Genomic DNA, 17306 nt, shown 5'->3' with positions numbered 1-17306 from the left:
GCGCGCCAAGCAGTGATCATGCCACCCTCCGCCGATACCGCCCTGCCCCCGCCCGCCGCGTCGAACACCCTGCGCGACGCCTTCGCGCAGCGCTTTGATGCCTGGGCGCTAGCACGCCATCCGGCCGGCGGCAGCACGCGGCTGACCCACCGCAATGTCTACATCCTGCCCACCCGCACCGGCTGGTTTTTCGCCCTGCTGCTGCTGGTCTTGCTGGTGCTGAGCATCAACTACCAGCTCAATCTCGGCTATCTGCTCACCTTCCTGCTGGCGGGCAGCGCGATGATGGCCATGCACGTCACCCACAACAATCTTCGCGGCTTGCAGCTCATCGCGCGGCCGCCCGAAGGCCTGCTGCACCAGGGTCAGAGCGCCCGTCTCGGCCTGCTGTTGCAAGGCGGCGCACGCGACCGCTGGGGGCTGGCGCTGCGCCCGGCGGGCACCCAAGCTACGCCGCCCGCGTCCCAGAAGAAGGCCCGCCGCAAAGCGTCCAAGGCGCCTTACCCCTGGGCCTACGCCGACTGCGCCCGCAACAGTGAACCCGCCCTCACCCTGAGCTGGACGCCGCCGCGCCGCGGCCTGCTGGCCTGGCCCCTGCTCACCGTCGAAAGTTATTACCCGCTGGGCGTCTGGACGGCCTGGAGCCGCTGGCAGCCGCAGATCGAACTGCTCGTGCTGCCAGCCGCCGAGCATCCCGCCCCGCCCCTGCCGCCCGCCCGCCCCACGCCAGGCAACGGCCCGGCGCTTGCGCGCGGCGGCGGCGAAACCGATGGCGTACGCGCCTATCGCACCGGTGATTCGCTACGGCATGTGCTGTGGAAAAAATTCGCCCGCAGCGACGAACTCATCAGCCGCGACACCGCCCAGCCACAGGCCCGCGCCGAACTCTGGCTCGACTTCGCCGCGCTGCCCGCGCAGCTCGACATCGAAGCCCGGCTTTCACGGCTGTGCGCCTGGGTGCTGGCGGCCGACCGCACCGGCACGCCCTACGGCCTGCAGCTCGGCGGCCAGCAAATCAGGCCAGCCACTGGCGCCGCGCACCGCGCCGCCTGCCTGCGCCTGCTCGCGCTGCATCCCGGCCCCCTGTTGCAGCCCCGTTCGGGCGCCGCCCCGCGAGCCAAGTCGTGATTCAGTCCAACCCCAGCCAGACGCTGCTGGCCCGCTGGACCCACCGCACCAACGCCCTGCCGCGCGATGCGCGCGACACCCTGTTCCTGCTCGGCGTGTCGCTGCTGCTGATGCTTCCGCTGTTCGTCCATCTGCCTTGGTGGACGAGCGCGCTGGTGCTCGGCCTGCTGGCCTGGCGTGCGGCGCTGGCCTGGCGCAGTGCGCCGCTGCCCGGGCGCGGCGTGCTGGTGCTCATTTTGCTGTTCTCCGTCGTCATCACCCTGTGGGATTTCCACACCGTACTCGGGCGCGACGCGGGGGTCGCGCTGCTGTGCGTGCTGCTCGGCCTCAAAACCCTGGAGATGCGCTCGCGCCGCGATGCCCATGTGCTGTTCTTTCTCGGTTTTTTCACCATCGCGGCCAACTTTCTGTTCTCGCAGTCGCTGGGTACCGCCCTGGTCATGGTGCTGGCCACCTGGGGCATGCTGGCCGCGCTGGTCAACGCCAATCTGCCCGCTGGTCGGCCGCCGCTGCGGCAGTCGCTGCTCACCGCGCTCAAGATGATGGCGCTGGGCGCGCCCGCGATGGTCGTGCTGTTCATGGTGTTTCCGCGCCTGAGCGCGCCGCTGTGGGCCTTGCCGCAAAGCGGCGCGCAGGCCATCACCGGGCTGTCGGCCAGTATGTCACCGGGGCAGATCGCCGAGTTGGCGCGAGACGACTCGGTCGCCTTCCGCGTGGTGTTCCACGGCCCGCGCCCGCCTGACCGTGAGCTTTACTGGCGCGGCCCGGTGCTGAGTTTGTTTGACAACGGCGTGTGGCTGCCCAACCCGCGCCAGCGCGACCGCGCCAGCCTCGCCCCACCCGCCGATCTGCACCTGAGCGGCCCGCCCGTGCGCTACACCGTCACCCTGCAGCCCACGCAGCAGACCTTCGTCTTCGCGCTCGACGCCCCGATGGCCGCGCCCGAGATCGAGGGATATCGGGTGCAGTGGCTGCCCGACCTGCAACTGGTCACCGGGCGGCCGCTCGACCATCTCTCGCGCTACACCGTCGAGTCGTCACCGCAGTTTCGCTACGGCCCCACGCAATTCACCCCCGCCCTGCGTGCCGACGAAGCCCTGCCTGCGGGCTTCGATCCGCGCAGCGTGGCGCTGGGCAGGCAACTCGCCGCGCAAGCCAGGGCGGCCGGACAGGGCGGCGCCTTCGTTGCGCTAGCCCTGCTGCAGATGTTTCGCAACCAACCCTTCCGCTACACCCTCAACCCCGGCACCTACGGCCTGCGCGACGGCGTGGACCAATTTCTGTTCGACCGCCGCGCCGGTTTTTGCGAACACTACGCGCAGGCGTTCGTCGTGGTGATGCGGGCCGCAGGCATTCCCGCGCGCATCGTCACCGGCTACCAGGGCGGCCGCTTCAACCCGGTGGACGACACCTGGGTGGTGCGCCAAAGCGACGCCCACGCCTGGGCCGAATACTGGCTGCCCGAACGCGGCTGGGTGCGCGCCGACCCTACCGCCGCCGTTGACCCCGCGCGCATCGACCGCAGCGGCGCCACCCTCGCCTCGCGCGAGCCCCTGCTGGGCGTGGCCGCGCTCGGCCCGCGCGACGCCGCGCTGCTGCTGCAACTGCGCAACCAATGGGACGCGCTCAACAACACCTGGAACCAGTGGGTGCTGCACTACGGCAGCCAGCGCCAGCTCGATCTGCTGAACAAGCTCGGCCTGCACCAACCCGACATGGCCACCCTGGCCGCGCTGGCCATCGCCACCCTGCTGGTGGCCACCGCCATCGGCGGCGCGTTTCTGGCGCTGGAGCGCCACAGGCACGACCCTTGGACGCAGACCTACGCCCTGCTGCGCGGCAAGCTGGAGCAGGTCGGCATCGACAGTGAACCCTCCACCCCGCCGCGCACTCTGGCGGGCCGCATCGACCCTGCCCGACTGGGCGCTGACAGCCTCCCGCCCCAATCCGCGCAAGCTGCCATTGCGCTCCTGCTGCAACTCGAACGCTGGCGCTACGCCCCGCCAGTTGATGCCCGCCAGCGCAAAACGCAATGGGCCGCGCTGCGGCAGGCCGTGCGCCGCTGGCGCTGATGCGCGTGCCACACAAACATCAAAAAAAGCCCGTCACCTGCGGGCTTTTTAGACGGTGCAACGACAGATTCAGGCAAACGAACCAAGCAAACGAATCAGGCAAATTCCGCCAGCGACTTGCGCATTTTTTTCATCGCCGCCACCTCGATCTGGCGGATGCGTTCGGCCGACACGCCGTATTCGGCGGCCAGTTCGTGCAGGGTCTTGCCGCCGCTGCCGTCATCATTCACCTGCAGCCAGCGCTGCTCGACAATGGCGCGGCTGCGGGCGTCGAGCAGTTCGAGCGCGTTTTCCAGCCCTTCGACCTGCAGCCGGTCGTGGCTGCGCGCTTCGAGCACGGCCATCGGCTCCTGCGTGTTGTCGGCCAGATAGGAAATGGGCGCATAACTCTCTTCGCCATCTTCCACCGTGGGGTCGAGCGCGATGTCGGCGCCGCCCATGCGGCTTTCCATCTCGATCACGTCTTCGCGCTTGACGTTGAGCGCCTGCGCCATGTCGTCGATCTGCGCCTCGTTCATGCCGGCGTTGGCCGTTTTCATCGAGCGCAGATTGAAAAACAGCTTGCGCTGCGATTTGGTGGTGGCCACTTTCACCAACCGCCAGTTGCGCAGAATGTATTCGTGAATTTCGGCCTTGATCCAGTGCAGGGCATAACTCACCAGCCGCACGCCATGCGCCGGGTCGAAACGCTTGACCGCCTTCATCAAGCCGATATTGCCTTCTTGAATGAGGTCGGCATGCGGCAGGCCGTAGCCCAGATATTGCCGTGCGGTGGAAACCACCAGCCGCAGGTGCGACAGCACCAGCTTGCCCGCCGCGTCTTTGTCCCCCTGCTCGCGCCAGGTGCGCGCCAGCCGCGCCTCCTCTTCCGCGCTGAGCATGGGCAGGCGGTTGACGGCGCTGATGTAGGCGTCCAGATTGCCCAGACTGGGCAAGGCGAGCGGAAACGCGCCATCGACCTGGGCCGGGCGCAGAACGATTGCGGCTGACTGAGTGTGGGTCATGGATGGAATCCTCCTGTTTGTGTTTGATATTAGCACTCACAGTGAGAGAGTGCTAATGACCAATAGTTCCCTGCCGGCCCGGGGCGGAAACCCATTTTCCGCACGTTCTATGGGGGTTTGATGACGGCAGTGTGCCTGCGAATTCTTAGGTTAGACTTTGTCACATGTCTCGCTTGCTGCGTCCCGTTCTGGTCTTGCTGCTCGTCTTGCTGCCTCTGCGCGGCTGGGCGCAGGTCAGCATGAATTTGGGCGACGGAGTGCAAACCCCGGCCCAGACCACGGCGCAGGCGCAGGCGCATGAGATGACCTCAAATGACATGGCCTCAATGGCGGATCTGCACTCGCTGGCGGCAGAGCAACACACTTCAGACGCGATGCCGGGCTGCCACGTCGACGCCAACACCCCAGCCGATTGCGGCTCTCACGATCACCAGCATTGCGTGATCTGCCATCTGGCCGTGGCTCAGCCCCCAGCCTTCACCCTGCTGCTGACCGACGCCGCGCAGCACTCGTGCCCCTCCACCGCCAACACCGCGTGGCACAGCGCCGAGCCGCGCTCTCTGCAGCGCCCTCCCAGAGCCTGACCCCCGTTTGAGTCCCGGTTGCAGCGCGGGTCGCAAGACTTGCGCTGCGCATCGTGTCGCCGCGCGCTGTCGCGGCTCGAATGAGGTGTCAATTCATGTGGAACCCACCCAGACCGCAGGTGCGCCTGCGGGCGCTGCGGCTCGCCCCCCTGGCCGCAGCCGCGCTTCTGGCAGCTTGCGCGCCCTTGCAAACCCGGCAGTCGCTACAGGCCGTCAATGTCATTACCCAGCCCCATACCGGCACGCCGCTGCACTTGCAGCGCGATCCCGCGCAGCAGCAAGACGCGCAAGCCCGGATCGACGCGCTGCTGTCCAAACCCCTGACTGCCGATGACGCGGTGCGCATCGCGCTGCTCGGCAGCCCGGCGCTGCAAGCGCTGATCGCGCAGGTGCAGGCCGACTCGGCCGACTCCACGCAAAGCGCCCGGTTGACCAACCCGGTTTTCGGCTTCGAGCGCCTGCTCATTGGTGGCGGCGGAGTGGAGATCACACGCAGCCTGAGCTTCGGTCTGCTCGATCTGCTCACTTTGCCCACGCGTTCGCGCCTGAACGACACGCAGCAGACGCAACTTCGGCTCAGCCTCGCCCGCGCGGTGCTGCGCACGGCGGCGCAAGCGCGGCTGGGTTGGGTTCGCGCCGTGGCGGCGCAGCAAACTGCCGCCTACGACCGCGATGTGGTGGAAGCGGCCAAGGCCACCGCCATTCTGGCTGACCGCATGCAGCAGGCGGGCAACTTCACCAAGCTCGACGCGGCGCAGCAAGGCCTGTTCGCCGCCGATAGCCAGCTACGCCTGCGCCGCGCCGAACTGGCCGCCACGCAAAGCCGCGAGGCGCTGGTGCAGGTGCTGGGGTTGTCGGCAGAGCAAGCCGCCCGCCTCGCTTTGCCGACGCAACTGTCGGAGGTGCCCAAGCAGCCGAGCGCAGCCGCGCCGATGGCGCTGCAAACCGCGCTCGACCAGCGTCTGGACGTGCAACTCGCCCGCGCCGATTACACGGCCACCGCGCAAGCCGCAGGGCTGGCGCGCGCTACCAGCCTGATCGAGCATGTCGAACTCGGCGGCGTGCGAAAGACCTATAGCGACGCGCCGCCGCAAAACGGCTTCGACCTCAGCCTGCCGCTGCCGCTGTTCGATCTAGGCGACGCCCGCCGCAGCGCCGCCGCCGACCGCGTGCTCGCCGCGCGCAACCGCGCCATCGCCACCGCGCGCCGCGCCGCCTCGCAACTGCGCGAGGCCGACGCCCTGCGCGGCAGCGCCTGGCAGCAGCAGCGCCTCAGCCGCGAGCAGATCGTGCCCCTGGCGCAGACCGTGCTCGATGAGAGCCAGCTTCGCTACAACGGCATGCTCATCGGCACCTTTCAGCTCGTCGCCGCCGCGCAGACGCAGGTGCAGGCGGTGCGAGAGGCCATCTCCGCGCAGCGCAATTACTGGCTGGCCGACGCCGCCTGGCAAGCCGCCCAGCTTGGCGTGGACGCAGGCCCGGGCGCCCTGCCCGACTCCGCTTCCGCCAACGCCGCCCCGGCCGTCACCAGCCACTGACCCACAGGACTTTCACACCATGAATACCCGACGCCATTTTCTCGGCGCTGCCGCGGCCCTCGTCGCCGCAGGCGCCGCCAGCCGCAACGCCCTGGCCGCCGCGCCCGAACCCCATCAATACAACAGCGCCGAGACCGCAGCCCCGCTGCACCCCCAGGCCGGCCGGCCCTACAACCCGGTCGTCACCCTCAACGGCTGGAGCCTGCCCTTTCGCATGAAAGACAGCGTGAAGGAATTTCACCTCGTCGCTGAACCCGTGGTGCGCGAAATCTCGCCCGGCATGACGGCCAAGCTCTGGGGCTACAACGGCTCCAGCCCCGGCCCGACGATCGAAGCGGTGGAAGGCGACCGCGTGCGCCTGTACGTCACCAACAAACTGCCCGAGCACACCACGGTGCACTGGCACGGCCTCATCCTGCCCAACGGCATGGACGGCGTGGGCGGGCTGACGCAGCCGCAGATCGCGCCCGGCCAGACCTTCGTCTATGAATTCGAGCTGCGCAAAAGCGGCACCTTCATGTACCACCCGCACGCTGACGAAATGGTGCAGATGGCCATGGGCGCGATGGGCCTATTCATCGTCCATCCCAAAAACCCGCGGCAGATGGCGGTGGCGCGCGACTACGCCTTTCTCATCAACGCCTACGACATCGATCCTGGGTCGAGCGTGCCCAAGGTCAACACCATGCTCGACTTCAACCTCTGGACCTGGAACAGCCGCGCCTTTCCCGGCATCGCCCCGCTGGTGGCGCGCACCGGCGAGCGCGTGCGCATCCGCATGGGCAACCTCACCATGACCAACCACCCCATCCACCTGCACGGCCATGTGTTCGAAGTGGCCGGCACCGATGGCGGCTGGGTGCCCAAGAGCGCGCGCTGGCCCGAAGTGACGGTGGACATCGCCGTGGGGCAGATGCGCGCCATCGAGTTCATCGCTGACAACCCTGGCGACTGGGCCTTCCACTGCCACAAATCGCACCACACCATGAATGCCATGGGCCACAGCGTGCCGACGATGATCGGCGTGCAGCAGGACGATCTCACCCCCGCGCTGCAAAAGCTGCTGCCCGACTACATGGCGATGGGCAGCCAGGGCATGGCCGAAATGGCCGAGATGGACATGCCCCTGCCTGACAACACCCTGCCGATGATGACCGGCCGCGGCCCTTACGGATCGGTGGAAATGGGCGGCATGTTCAGCGTGCTCAAAGTGCGCGACGACCTCGCCCACGGCGACTACCGCGACCCCGGCTGGTACCGCATGCCGCCCGGCACCCAAGCCCACGCCGTGCCCACCGCCGACCTGCCGCCCGCGCGCACCGACCCCACCGAACCCCAAGCCACCCAAGACACGCTGCAAGTGCGCAAGCCCCAGCAGCATGCGCATTAACCGCCCTCGCTCCGCCCCTATCCCCTTTTTGTTTCTTCAACCCCTGCAAAGGAACCCACTGTGAACCAGTCACTGAAAACCTGCTCCCTTCTCGCCCTGGCCGCAGCACTCTGCACGCCCGCCCTGGCCATGCAAAGCCACGCTGACCATGACCATTCCACCCCCGAAGGCATGGCGCAGCACATGCAGATGATGCAGCCCGCTGCATCCGGCGCGCAGGGCGAACACCAGACCGAAGGTGTGGTGCGCAAAATCGACGCCGCAAGCGGCAAGATCACCCTGCGTCACGGCCCCATCCCCGCGCTGGGCATGGGCGCGATGACCATGAACTACCGGGTGCGCGACAAAGCCCTGCTCGATGGCGTCAAAACCGGCGACACGGTGGAATTCAGCGCGCAGCAGATAGACGGCGCCTATACCGTCCTCACCCTGAAACGCAAACCTTGATGGGGAGAAATCGCCCGGCCGCCTGCTGTCGCCTGGCCGCGCAGGGCGGCGCCGCTCAGACCTTGGGCGGCTGGCGCCGGTGGCGCATCACCCCGAAGACCAGATAGCCCGAAATCAGCACGAACAGCGCCGCCAGCGCGGCCTGTCCGTAACCCGCGAACCCGGACGGGTTCTTCCACTGGTGCTTGAGCACCTCGTTGGCCAGCGCCTGCACCTGCTCCTGCGGCCCGAAGCTCAAGGTCGGATCGAGGCGACGCGCCAGTTCCAGCTCCTGCTCCGCCAGCGGCCACTTGCCCTCAGCCGCCAGCAGCCGCGCGTCCAGATAATGCGCCTGCGCCGAATTCGGCTGATCCGCCAGCACCTGCGCGATGACGTGGTCAGCCTGCGTCAAATGGCCCGCATCCAGCAAGGAAGACGCCTGATCGAGCGTAGCCGCCTGCGCGGTGCTCAGGGCCAGCACAAAGGCCGCGAAAAGAGAGGCGAGGTGTTTTGATTGGATGGTCAGCATGGGAGAGCAGGGCAGAGGAGCCGATGAGCGTTCTACCTTACTACAGGCCAAGAAAGGCGATCGGCATCGGCGGTTGGTTTCGGCAAGCACTGAATCAAAAAAATTTGAGGCGAAAGTCAGCAAACGCTGTAGGGCTAGAACTCGACTTGCTATCTCTCGACAGGGCCGACTCGGTAAAGCCGGGCGTGTGATTGAGGTAATGTCCCGCCGAGGCCGATTACCTGGTGACGGGCGACCGGCGGGCCGGGCTGCTGCAACATGGCCGCATCGGGCGCACACGCATCGTCACGACGACCACCTTCTGCGCCGAGGCGCTTTGAGCCGATCTTCGCACCCACGGCGTTCGGCGCGGGAATGATGTCGGTCGTTTTACGCGCGCTCATCGATCCCGAGCGAGGCATGAGCGCTTACCGCCGCGTGCGGGAATTTGCTCAAATGTCTTGCTCGCTCCTGCGCCGAATTGAATAAGAACTCCCATGAATCCCTCCCCCAACGACGCTGAAACCAACGCCCGCCTGACCCGGCTGGAAGAAAAATTCGGTTATGCGGAAGACCTGCTCGACGCGCTCAACGCTTTGGTGGCAAAGCAGCAAGATCAGATCGCGCAGTTGTTGCGGGAGGTGGGGCAGTTGCAGCGTCAGCGTGCGGACGATCAGCCTTCAGCGCCCACGAACTTGTGGGACGAGTTGCCGCCGCATTACTGAAGGTCTCGGATACGCGCCGCGCCAGCCCGGATAATTCAAGGCCAGACGTATTTCTGTTGAGGTTGCCATGAACCCGATTTCCACCCCGCCCGGCGATGAGAGTCTTATCAAATATCCGTCCGACTTCCCCATCAAAATCATGGGCGCGAATGTGGACGGCCTGGCCGATGCGATTGCCGCCGTGGTGCTGCAACACGCGCCCGACTTCGATCCGGCGACGATGGAGCTGCGCCCTTCCAGCGGACGCAACTATCTGAGCTGCACCTGCACCATCCGCGCCACCAGCCGCGCGCAGCTTGACGATCTGTACCGCGCGCTCACCAGTCATCCGATGGTGAAGGTGGTGCTGTAGCGGCGTCAATCGCTTCGCCGCCTCGCCGCCAACGCCGCGTGGATGGCGCGGCGCAGCGCGGGGAAGTCGGGCATTGCGTGCAGCCCGTAGAGATGGCGCTGCAGGCGCTCGGCAAGAAGATGCAAAGGATGTGCAGGCGGCAAGGCGGCATCGCTTAGCCATTGCGCGAGGGTGGCGGCGCGCGGCAGGCCGCGCCGGGGCGGCAGCGCCAGCCAGGCTTGCTTGAGCGCGGCAGCATCGGTGGCTTGCCTCACAGCTTGCAGCGCGCGGCGCTCGCGCCAGCTACGGCAAGCCCAGCAGCCCACTGCACGCAGCGCAAACAACAGCAAGAGCAGCGCCGCGGCGCCGCCCAGGCCGATGGCGAGGTGCAGCGGGCGGGCATCGATCACGGTGAGCAGCGGCGGCATCCAGCGCGCGCTGGCGGGTAGTTCGGTGCGGGGATCGAAATAATCGAGCCGCAACGCGGGCGCTTGCAGCCGACCCGCGGTTTGCGGGCGCAGGTAAAGGGTGATGTCCCAGGTGTCACCTGCTTCAGCGGAGGATTCTTGGGCGCGGGTTACCTGCACGTCAGCAGGGCCGAAATGGGCGGGCAGCGCGGCGTCCCAGCGGTTTGCCACGCGCAGCACCTGCGCCCGGTCGAGGCCGGGGGCGGACAAGCGCAGCCGCCACGCGGTGGTGTCGCCCAAGGGCAGCTTGGCCGGGGCCGAGAGCAGCTGCAACTGCGGCGCGCCGATCAGGCCGTCGGCCGACCACCACTGCGGCAACGCCCGCGCGGTAAAGCGCAGCGGCGGCGGGGCGTAAACGCGCAGGCTGCCGAAGGCATGGGCGCGCAGCAGGCCGAAATCTACATTCACCTCGCCAGCCTGCAAGGGCAACACACGCCAGGCGAACACTTGCACGAGTTGCGGCGCGCCGTCGATGACTTCGCTGCGCACCGAGTCGGCCAGCGGTGCGATCTGCGCCTGCGCGCTGCGCGGCTGCGGCGTCGTCCACGCCAGATTGCCGACGCCGATGACCCACAGTTCCACGCGCAGCGCTTGCAGCGCGTAGGGACGGGCGGGCGTCATGCGGGTGCGCCATTGCAGCGGGGCTTCGCCGTTGGCGGCTGCGGCGACATCGAGCGTTTGCGCTGGGCAGCGCGCGCTCCCCACCTGCACCGCGGGCAGGGGCAAGCGCCCGCTGCGCAGGGGGTAGAGCGTGAGGGTGGCGGTCTGCTCGCTGTGCCCGTCCGTGCTGCCGCTGGCGCCTTGCTGGTCGGTCAGCAGCCAGTCGGGCGCGAACTGCGCGGGGGTGAAGCTGGGCAGCGGCGCGGCGAGGTCGCGCGCGATGAGCGTCCAGTGCAACGGGTGGCCGAGCACGGCGGCAGCGGGCTCGGTGCGGCATTGCAGGCTGGCTTGCGCGGCGGCGGGGCGGGCGGCGGCGAGCAGGCCGAGGCTCAGGGCCAGCGCGGCGAGGGGGCGGGCCAGGGTCATCGCGCGCCCTCCTGCGCGGCCGCGCGGGTGTCGATGGCGGAGCGCTGGGCGAGCAGTTCGGCGCTGGCGTCGCGCAGCAGTTGCAGACGCTTGTCGGCCCCGGCCCAGTCGAGCGTGGGCGGTTGCCAAGGCGCGGGGACGGCGGCGGTTGCCCCTGCCGTGGCGAGCTGCCCGCCGGGCGCCAATGGCGCGGTTTGCTGCAGCGGCGCCGAAGCCTGCTTGGGCGGCTTGCGGCGCAGTTGCGAAGGCGTGTTCGAGCCCTGCTGGCCGAAGCGCGAGTGGTGGATGGGCGGCGCGCGTTTGGCGATGCCCACCAGATCGCTCGGCGGATGCTCGATTTCGTACTGCCGTTGCGCCAGCCGGGCGTTGCGCAGGGCGTTGGCATCGCCGGGGCGGATGCGCAGCGCGGCGTCGAACGCCTGCACCGCTTCCAGCGTGCGTCCGGGCAGGTGCAGGCTGGCATCACCCAGGTTGTAGAACGCAGCGAAGCGCTGCTCGGGCGTGTCGGCCTGCAGCAAGGCGCGTTGGAAGGCCTGCGCCGCCACCTGATATTGCCGCAGCCGATAGGCCGCTACGCCTTCGCCCATGCGGGCCGCGTAGCCGGGCAAGGCGGCATATAGCGCTTGCGCGCGCGCGAAGTCGCCCTGCCGCCAGGCCTGCCAGGCTGCGTGTTCGGCGCGCAGTGTGTCCGGTCTCGAAACCAAGGCGGGCGGCTGCGCCTGCGCGGGCGGTGCGAGGGGCAGACCGAGCACCAGCACCAAGCCCAGCAAGGCCACGGCGGGCGGTACGCGGCGCGGGCGCTCGCGCCAGAACAGCAGCGCCAATGCGGGCAGCAGGAACAGGCCGTAAAGCTCGCGCCAAGCGGTGATTTGCTGCGCCCTGCCGGTCGCACCGACCGGCAGGCGGGCGATGCCGCGCGCATAGAGCGCGTGCCAGTTGTCCGCGCCGGTCTGACCTGCAGTCACGGCAGAAAAACCGCCGCCGCTGATCTGCGCCGCAGTGCTCAAAAGCGCCGCGCTCTCGGGCGGCAGACCCGGCAGGGCGAGGACGAATAGCGGCAACCGGGCGCGGCGCAAAGACTCGCCCACCGCGTTGGCGTCGAAGTCTGCGGGAACGGGGGCACCGGCGCCGGCCAGCAGCAGCACAGCGCCGCTTTCGCCCTTGGCTTGTTGTTGCAAGCGGTGGCGCGCGAGGGCGAGCAGACCGGGCAGCGCGGTGGAAGCGGGCGTATCGGCGAACACTTCGGGGCGGGCCTGCTGCGTGGCGTGCGCGAACAGCGCGGGGTCATCGGTCGGCGGCAGCAATTGCGCTGCGCCCACCGGCCCGCCCGGACGCGCGGCGCCATAGGCGATCAGTCCGAGTCGTTCGCCGCGCAGTTGCGGCCACAGCGCAGCCAGCAGCAGGCGCTGCTGTTCCAGCGCGGAAATGGGCGCCGCGCTCGCCGCTGCGGCGTCGGCGCTAGCATCCATCAGCACCATCACGGCGATGCGGTGCAGGCCGCCCGCCTCGCCGCCGCTCACCGGCTGGCGCGGCCCGGCGGCTGCGGTGGCGAGCAGCGCCCACAGCAGCAGGTCGAGCGCCAGCGCGCGCCGCAAGCGCTGCGGCGACGGCAGGCGGGTGGCGAAGGGCAGCAGCGCGGCGTCGGCATAGGCCAGCGCCGCAGCGCGCACACTGCGCGCGCGCCACAGCCGCAGCGCGGCCAGCAGCAGCGGCACGGCCAGCAGGACAAAGGCCCAGGGCCGCGCCCAGAACCAGGGCTGGGTGAGGAGCGCATCCCAAGGCGTCAATTGCGGCTCCTGGATGCGGCGCCCTCAGCCCACATCGCCAGCAACCACAACGCCGCCCCGGCAAGCAAAGGCCAGAGGAACAGCGGCTGCGCGGCGCGGCGCGTGGGCGGGGGATGCAGCCGGGGATTGAGCGCACCAATGTCGCGCACCGCCGCCTGTTGCGCCCCGGCGCTGGCGGCGAAGTAGAACCGTCCGCCAGTGGCTTCGGCGATGAGGCGCAGATCGGGCTGCGGCCCGGCGTAGGCCGGCACGGTGTAGGGGCGCCCGGGATCGGGGGTCGTGCCGACTTCCACGGTGTAGATGCGCACGCCCATATACCGCGCCATCGCAACCGCGTCGGCCGGGCTGATGGCGCCGGTATTGCTCTGCCCGCCGTCGGTGTAGAGGATGAGAATAGGCTTCAGGTCGAGCTGCAGACGCACCTGCCGCAGCCCCAGAGCGATGGCGTCGCCTAAAGCGGTATCGGGGCCGAGCTGTCCCACGGCGAGCAGCCCGGCCATCTGGCCCGCGGCGCGGGCGTCGAAGGTGGGTGGCAGCAGCGTAGCGGCATGGCTGCCGAAGGCCACCAGCGCGAAGCGGTCGCCCTGGCGCGCGCGGGCGAAGTCGGCAAACACGCGCTGGGCCACGGCCAGGCGCGAGGCCGGCTTGCCCGCCCAGGTGAGGTCGTGCAGGCTCATAGTGAGCGAGGTGTCGAGCAGCACCACAATGTCGCGGCCTTCGGGCGCGGCGGCGATCCATGCGCCTTCGCGCTGCGGTTGCGCGAGCGCCAGTACGAAAGCCAGCAGCGCCAGTGCGCGCAGCACCGGCGTGAGCCGGGGCTTGCGGCGCGGCGGCGGCGCGCGCAGCAGACCGTGCAGATCGGGGTGCAGCAGTTGGGGCGCTTGCGCCGCCTCGCTTTGCCGCGCGCGCCGCGCGGCCAGCAGCGGCAAGGCCGCCAGTGGCAGCAGCAACAAGGCCAGCGGCTGCGCCCATTGCAAAGCGGCCAAACCCGAGGTGAGATCAGCCCAGGCGCTCATTGGACGGCTTTCAACGCAGCGTGCTGCAAACTGTGGACGAAGGCCGCGTGGGCGCGCGCTCTGCCCCACCAGGCGGCGCGCAGAGCTTGGGTGGCGGCGGATTCGAGCGTCTGCGCGGCGGCTTTCAGGGTGATCGGCGTTTCTGCGCTGGCCGGGGCAAAGCGCAGGGCGTCGAAGGCGGTGCGCAGGGGCTGCGGCCAGTCGGCCTCCGGCAAGGCGAGGCGCAGTTGCGCGGCCAGATGGGTCGCCAACTGCGTGGTCTGCGGCCCTTGCGTTTCGCGTTGCAACACTGCGCGCGCCTGCGCCCGCAGCAGCCGCCACACCCGACCGCGCCGCCAGCCCAGCAGCACCCAGACACACACCGCCAGCACAACAACCAGCGCCAGCCACGGCAGCGGCGTCTGCCACCACGACGCAGGCGGCAGGGGCGCTGGCGGCAGCGGGGGAAGAATGTCGGCGAGCGCGGCTAGTCGATCCATCACATCCCCGCCACGCGCAGCGCCCGCAGCACGGCGGCATCGCTCTGATCGACTCCGGCAGCTATGCAGCGAAGACCGCGGGCGCGCCAGCGGGCCAGCAGGGCGGCGCGGTGCTGCGCCGCGCGCTGCGCAAAGGCAGCGCGGGCTGCCGCATCGGGCCAGGAGCCGGATTGCTGGCGCGCCAGATCGACGAAGACGGCACCGTCCAGCGCAGCGTCTGCAGGCAGGCCCGCCTCGACCGGATCGGTCACGCGCAGCAGCAGTACCTCGGCGCGGCTGCGCAGCGTCCAGAGGGCGGCGTCGATATCGGGAGCATCCCAGCCCGCACCGTCGCTAGCAAGCAGCACGCGCGCGCCTTCGGGCAGGGTGCGCGCCAGGCGCTGCGCCCAGGCGGCGAAAACACCGGCTGAGGTTTCGGGCGCTTCGGCGAGGTGACCTTGCTGCAGCGCTTCGATGCGTTCCTGCTGCAAGCGCTGGGCAAGGCGCTGCACCGCGAGCAGACCGCGCCCGAGTTCTGCGCTGCGCACCGATCCGCGCCATAGGCTCAGCCCCACAGATCCGGCGGCGCCTTCGGCCGCGATGGTCTGCGCGGCGCAGGCCAGCAGCAGCATGCGCGCGGCCTGCTCGGCCTTGGTGCGCACGCGGGTGCCAAAAACCATGCCCGGGCGCAGGTCGAGCAGCAGATGCAGCGCCGGGGCGTGCTCTTCGCGGTGCACCTTCACATACGGTTTGCCAGTGCGCGCGAGCAGGCGCCAGTGCAGATCGCGCAGGTCGTCGCCGGGCTGATAGGCGCGGCTTTCGGCATAGTCGAGCCCGCGCCCCGTCCAGCGGGAGAGACTGTCGCCCGCCGCGCGTTGCGACACCGGCTGAGTGGCCGCGGCGATACGCAGCACGCGCGCCCGGGCGATCAGGGCTGCGGCGTCCGCCGCCAGCAGCAAGGGGCGCGACGCTTGCGGCGCGTCGCGGTCTTGCGCTTCACGCCGCCACAGGGCGAACATCGCCTTCACGTCCGTTCAGCGCTCAAGGCCACTGGGTGGCGGCCAGCAGATCGGCAATCAGCGCGTCGCCGCTCACCTCGCGCAGCCCGGCGTCGAGCGAGAGCACGATGCGGTGACGCAGCACATCGGGCGCCAGCGCCATGACGTCGTCGGGCAGCACGAAGTCGCGCCCGCGCAGATAGGCCAACGCCCGCGCGGCATGCGCCAGCGCCAACACCGCACGCGGCGAAGCGCCGGCAGCCACCACGCCTTCCATGCCCGCCAGGCGCTGCTGCGGCGCGCGGGTGGCGCGCACCAGATCGACGATGGTGCGCTGCAGGCTCTCGGCCACATGCACTTGCAACACCTCCTGACGCGCGGCGAGCACGGTGGGCACGTCCACCGCCGGCGTGGGGCCGCCGCCCAGACTGCGCGCCGGATCGCTGGCCTGCAGATGCAGTTGCAGAATGCGCAGTTCCTCATCGGCCGCCGGATAGTCCAGCCGCACATGCAGCAGGAAGCGGTCGAGCTGCGCCTCGGGCAGCGCATAGGTGCCCGCCTGTTCGAGCGGATTCTGCGTGGCCAGCACGAAGAACAGCGGCGGCAGCGGGTAGCTCACGCCGCCTACGGTGATCTGCCGCTCCTGCATGGCTTCGAGCAGCGCCGACTGCACCTTGGCGGGCGCGCGGTTGATCTCGTCGGCCAGCACGATGTCGTGAAACAGCGGCCCGCGCACAAAGCGCACAGAACCGTCCGCCGGGTTGAACACCTCGGTGCCGGTGAGGTCGCCCGGCAGCAGATCGGGGGTGAACTGCACCCGCTGGAAGCTGGCATGCACCCGGCTGGCGAGCGCCTTGACCGCAGTGGTCTTGGCCAGCCCGGGCAGCCCTTCGAGCAGCAGATGGCCGCCGGTGAGCAGGCCGATGACCAGCCGGTCGAGCAGCGCTGTCTGGCCGACGATGTCGGTGCTGAGTTGCTCGCGCAGGGCGGCGACTTCGGTCTGGTGCGGGTAGGTCATCGTGTTTGTGAAATTCAACGCATTGAGCGCATGCGCATGGGCTGATCATAAAAGTCTCGCCAAGCGCGACGTAGCGGAGGAACCCGAAGCCCGGCACGAGGGCCCTCATGGAAACTCTCGATGGACAAACATTCGCGCGTTCGTTAGATTGTTTTCCATGAACTCACGCGAACTCAAAAACCATCTGTACGAACAAGTCGCCCGCATCGGCGCAGCCGTGTCCAGCCCCAAGCGGCTGGAGCTGCTGGAAATTCTGGCGCAGGGCGAAAAGCCGGTGGAGGCGCTGGCGCGCGAAGCCGCTATCGACATCAAGCTCGCCAGCGCGCATTTGCGCGTGCTCAAGGCCGCGCAGCTGGTGCAGGTGCGTCAAGACGGCAAGAGCCGCATCTATCGCGTCAGCGGCGCCGACGTGGCCGCGCTGTGGGTGGCGCTGCGCAGCGTGGCCGAGGCGCATGTGGCCGATCTGCAGGTGGTGATGCAGCGCTTGTTCTCCGGCCCCGAGCGGCTTACGCTGGAGAGCAGCCAGACCCTGCTGGACAAGGTGCGCAAGGGCGATGCGGTGCTGATCGACGTGCGCCCGGAGGCTGAATACCGCACCGCGCATCTGCCCGAGGCACGCTCGCTGCCGCTGCCCGAACTGGAGGCGCGTTTGCGCGAACTGCCGCGCGGCAAGGAGATCGTGGCCTATTGCCGCGGGCCGTTCTGCGTGATGTCCGACACGGCGGTGAAGCTGCTGGTCGAACGCGGTTTTCGCGCTCGCAAGATCGCCGAGGGCGTGCCGGAATGGCAGGCTGCCGGGCTGCCGCTGGAGCAGGACACAGCGCCCTGAC

At 69.1% G+C, this 17306-nt stretch carries 17 protein-coding genes and 1 pseudogene; 10 read left to right on the top strand and 8 right to left on the bottom strand.

Annotation, left to right across the window (positions count from 1 at the left end; all coding sequences use genetic code 11):
• Positions 1 to 18 precede the first annotated feature (18 nt).
• Positions 19 to 1128 carry a DUF58 domain-containing protein gene (locus ABT24_RS02075; RefSeq protein WP_276728066.1) on the top strand — a complete coding sequence of 370 codons (1110 nt, stop codon included), beginning with the start codon at positions 19 to 21 and terminating at the stop codon, positions 1126 to 1128.
• A complete protein-coding gene (locus tag ABT24_RS02070; RefSeq protein WP_276728063.1) occupies positions 1125 to 3200 on the top strand; it encodes a transglutaminase TgpA family protein in 2076 nt (691 codons plus the stop codon). The genes ABT24_RS02075 and ABT24_RS02070 overlap by 4 nt, the downstream gene beginning before the upstream one ends.
• A 95-nt stretch (positions 3201 to 3295) precedes the next feature.
• Here ABT24_RS02070 and rpoH read toward each other — a convergent pair whose 3' ends face one another.
• Positions 3296 to 4204: an RNA polymerase sigma factor RpoH gene (gene rpoH, locus ABT24_RS02065; RefSeq protein WP_013105057.1), complete on the bottom strand. Its 909-nt coding sequence runs from the start codon at positions 4202 to 4204 to the stop codon at positions 3296 to 3298.
• Between the two features lie 164 nt (positions 4205 to 4368).
• On the opposite strand from rpoH, the gene ABT24_RS02060 reads away from it, so the two are divergent.
• The 4 genes from ABT24_RS02060 to ABT24_RS02045 all read left to right on the top strand — a co-directional run bounded on the left by ABT24_RS02060 (position 4369) and on the right by ABT24_RS02045 (position 8163).
• Positions 4369 to 4788 carry a hypothetical protein gene (locus ABT24_RS02060; protein ID WP_276728060.1) on the top strand — a complete coding sequence of 140 codons (420 nt, stop codon included), beginning with the start codon at positions 4369 to 4371 and terminating at the stop codon, positions 4786 to 4788.
• Between the two features lie 95 nt (positions 4789 to 4883).
• A complete protein-coding gene (locus ABT24_RS02055) occupies positions 4884 to 6326 on the top strand; it encodes a TolC family protein (RefSeq protein WP_276728056.1) in 1443 nt (480 codons plus the stop codon).
• 19 nt (positions 6327 to 6345) lie between these two features.
• Positions 6346 to 7716, top strand: a complete 1371-nt coding sequence (locus ABT24_RS02050) for a multicopper oxidase family protein (RefSeq protein WP_276728053.1) — start codon at positions 6346 to 6348, stop codon at positions 7714 to 7716.
• A 60-nt stretch (positions 7717 to 7776) separates the two neighbouring features.
• The gene (locus ABT24_RS02045; RefSeq protein ID WP_276728049.1) at positions 7777 to 8163 is read left to right on the top strand and encodes a copper-binding protein; all 387 of its coding nucleotides are present in this window, start codon (positions 7777 to 7779) and stop codon (positions 8161 to 8163) included.
• A 55-nt stretch (positions 8164 to 8218) separates the two neighbouring features.
• Here the strand turns inward: ABT24_RS02045 and ABT24_RS02040 are convergent, their stop codons facing one another.
• Complete coding sequence (locus ABT24_RS02040; protein WP_276728046.1) at positions 8219 to 8671, bottom strand: tetratricopeptide repeat protein; 453 nt, start codon at positions 8669 to 8671, stop codon at positions 8219 to 8221.
• Positions 8672 to 8880: 209 nt separating this feature from the next.
• On the opposite strand from ABT24_RS02040, the pseudogene ABT24_RS02035 reads away from it, so the two are divergent.
• The 3 genes and pseudogenes from ABT24_RS02035 to ABT24_RS02025 all read left to right on the top strand — a co-directional run.
• Positions 8881 to 8991: pseudogene (locus tag ABT24_RS02035) on the top strand (putative toxin-antitoxin system toxin component, PIN family); the annotation flags it as partial.
• Positions 8992 to 9147: 156 nt separating this feature from the next.
• Positions 9148 to 9375: a SlyX family protein gene (locus ABT24_RS02030; RefSeq protein ID WP_276728044.1), complete on the top strand. Its 228-nt coding sequence runs from the start codon at positions 9148 to 9150 to the stop codon at positions 9373 to 9375.
• A gap of 67 nt (positions 9376 to 9442) precedes the next feature.
• On the top strand, positions 9443 to 9727 hold the full coding sequence (locus ABT24_RS02025) for a YbeD family protein (RefSeq protein ID WP_013122496.1): 285 nt from the start codon (positions 9443 to 9445) through the stop codon (positions 9725 to 9727).
• Positions 9728 to 9732: 5 nt separating this feature from the next.
• On the opposite strand, the gene ABT24_RS02020 is transcribed toward ABT24_RS02025, so the two are convergent.
• Genes ABT24_RS02020 through ABT24_RS01995 form a run of 6 tightly spaced genes read right to left on the bottom strand, consistent with a single transcriptional unit; the run spans position 9733 to position 16476 of the window.
• Positions 9733 to 11199 (bottom strand): hypothetical protein, encoded by a 1467-nt coding sequence (locus ABT24_RS02020; protein ID WP_276728041.1) that lies wholly within the window; start codon positions 11197 to 11199, stop codon positions 9733 to 9735.
• On the bottom strand, positions 11196 to 12986 hold the full coding sequence (locus tag ABT24_RS02015; RefSeq protein ID WP_276728037.1) for a tetratricopeptide repeat protein: 1791 nt from the start codon (positions 12984 to 12986) through the stop codon (positions 11196 to 11198). Before ABT24_RS02015 ends, ABT24_RS02020 begins: the two co-directional genes overlap by 4 nt.
• The gene (locus ABT24_RS02010; RefSeq protein WP_276728034.1) at positions 12983 to 14002 is read right to left on the bottom strand and encodes a VWA domain-containing protein; all 1020 of its coding nucleotides are present in this window, start codon (positions 14000 to 14002) and stop codon (positions 12983 to 12985) included. Before ABT24_RS02010 ends, ABT24_RS02015 begins: the two co-directional genes overlap by 4 nt.
• Positions 13999 to 14481: a hypothetical protein gene (locus ABT24_RS02005; RefSeq protein WP_276728031.1), complete on the bottom strand. Its 483-nt coding sequence runs from the start codon at positions 14479 to 14481 to the stop codon at positions 13999 to 14001. Before ABT24_RS02005 ends, ABT24_RS02010 begins: the two co-directional genes overlap by 4 nt.
• The gene (locus ABT24_RS02000; protein ID WP_276728028.1) at positions 14481 to 15479 is read right to left on the bottom strand and encodes a DUF58 domain-containing protein; all 999 of its coding nucleotides are present in this window, start codon (positions 15477 to 15479) and stop codon (positions 14481 to 14483) included. The genes ABT24_RS02005 and ABT24_RS02000 overlap by 1 nt, the downstream gene beginning before the upstream one ends.
• 22 nt (positions 15480 to 15501) lie before the next feature.
• Positions 15502 to 16476 carry an AAA family ATPase gene (locus ABT24_RS01995; RefSeq protein ID WP_276728026.1) on the bottom strand — a complete coding sequence of 325 codons (975 nt, stop codon included), beginning with the start codon at positions 16474 to 16476 and terminating at the stop codon, positions 15502 to 15504.
• Positions 16477 to 16633: 157 nt separating this feature from the next.
• On the opposite strand from ABT24_RS01995, the gene ABT24_RS01990 reads away from it, so the two are divergent.
• Entirely contained in the window at positions 16634 to 17305 is a 672-nt protein-coding gene (locus ABT24_RS01990; protein ID WP_276728023.1) for an ArsR/SmtB family transcription factor, read from the top strand.
• The last annotated feature ends 1 nt before the right edge of the window (position 17306 follow it).

Source organism: Thiomonas sp. SCN 64-16 (assembly GCF_001725585.1).
Taxonomy (GTDB): domain Bacteria; phylum Pseudomonadota; class Gammaproteobacteria; order Burkholderiales; family Burkholderiaceae_C; genus Thiomonas; species Thiomonas arsenitoxydans.
The sequence above is the reverse complement of the archived record's forward strand: the minus strand, read 5'-3'. Positions and strand labels throughout refer to the sequence as shown.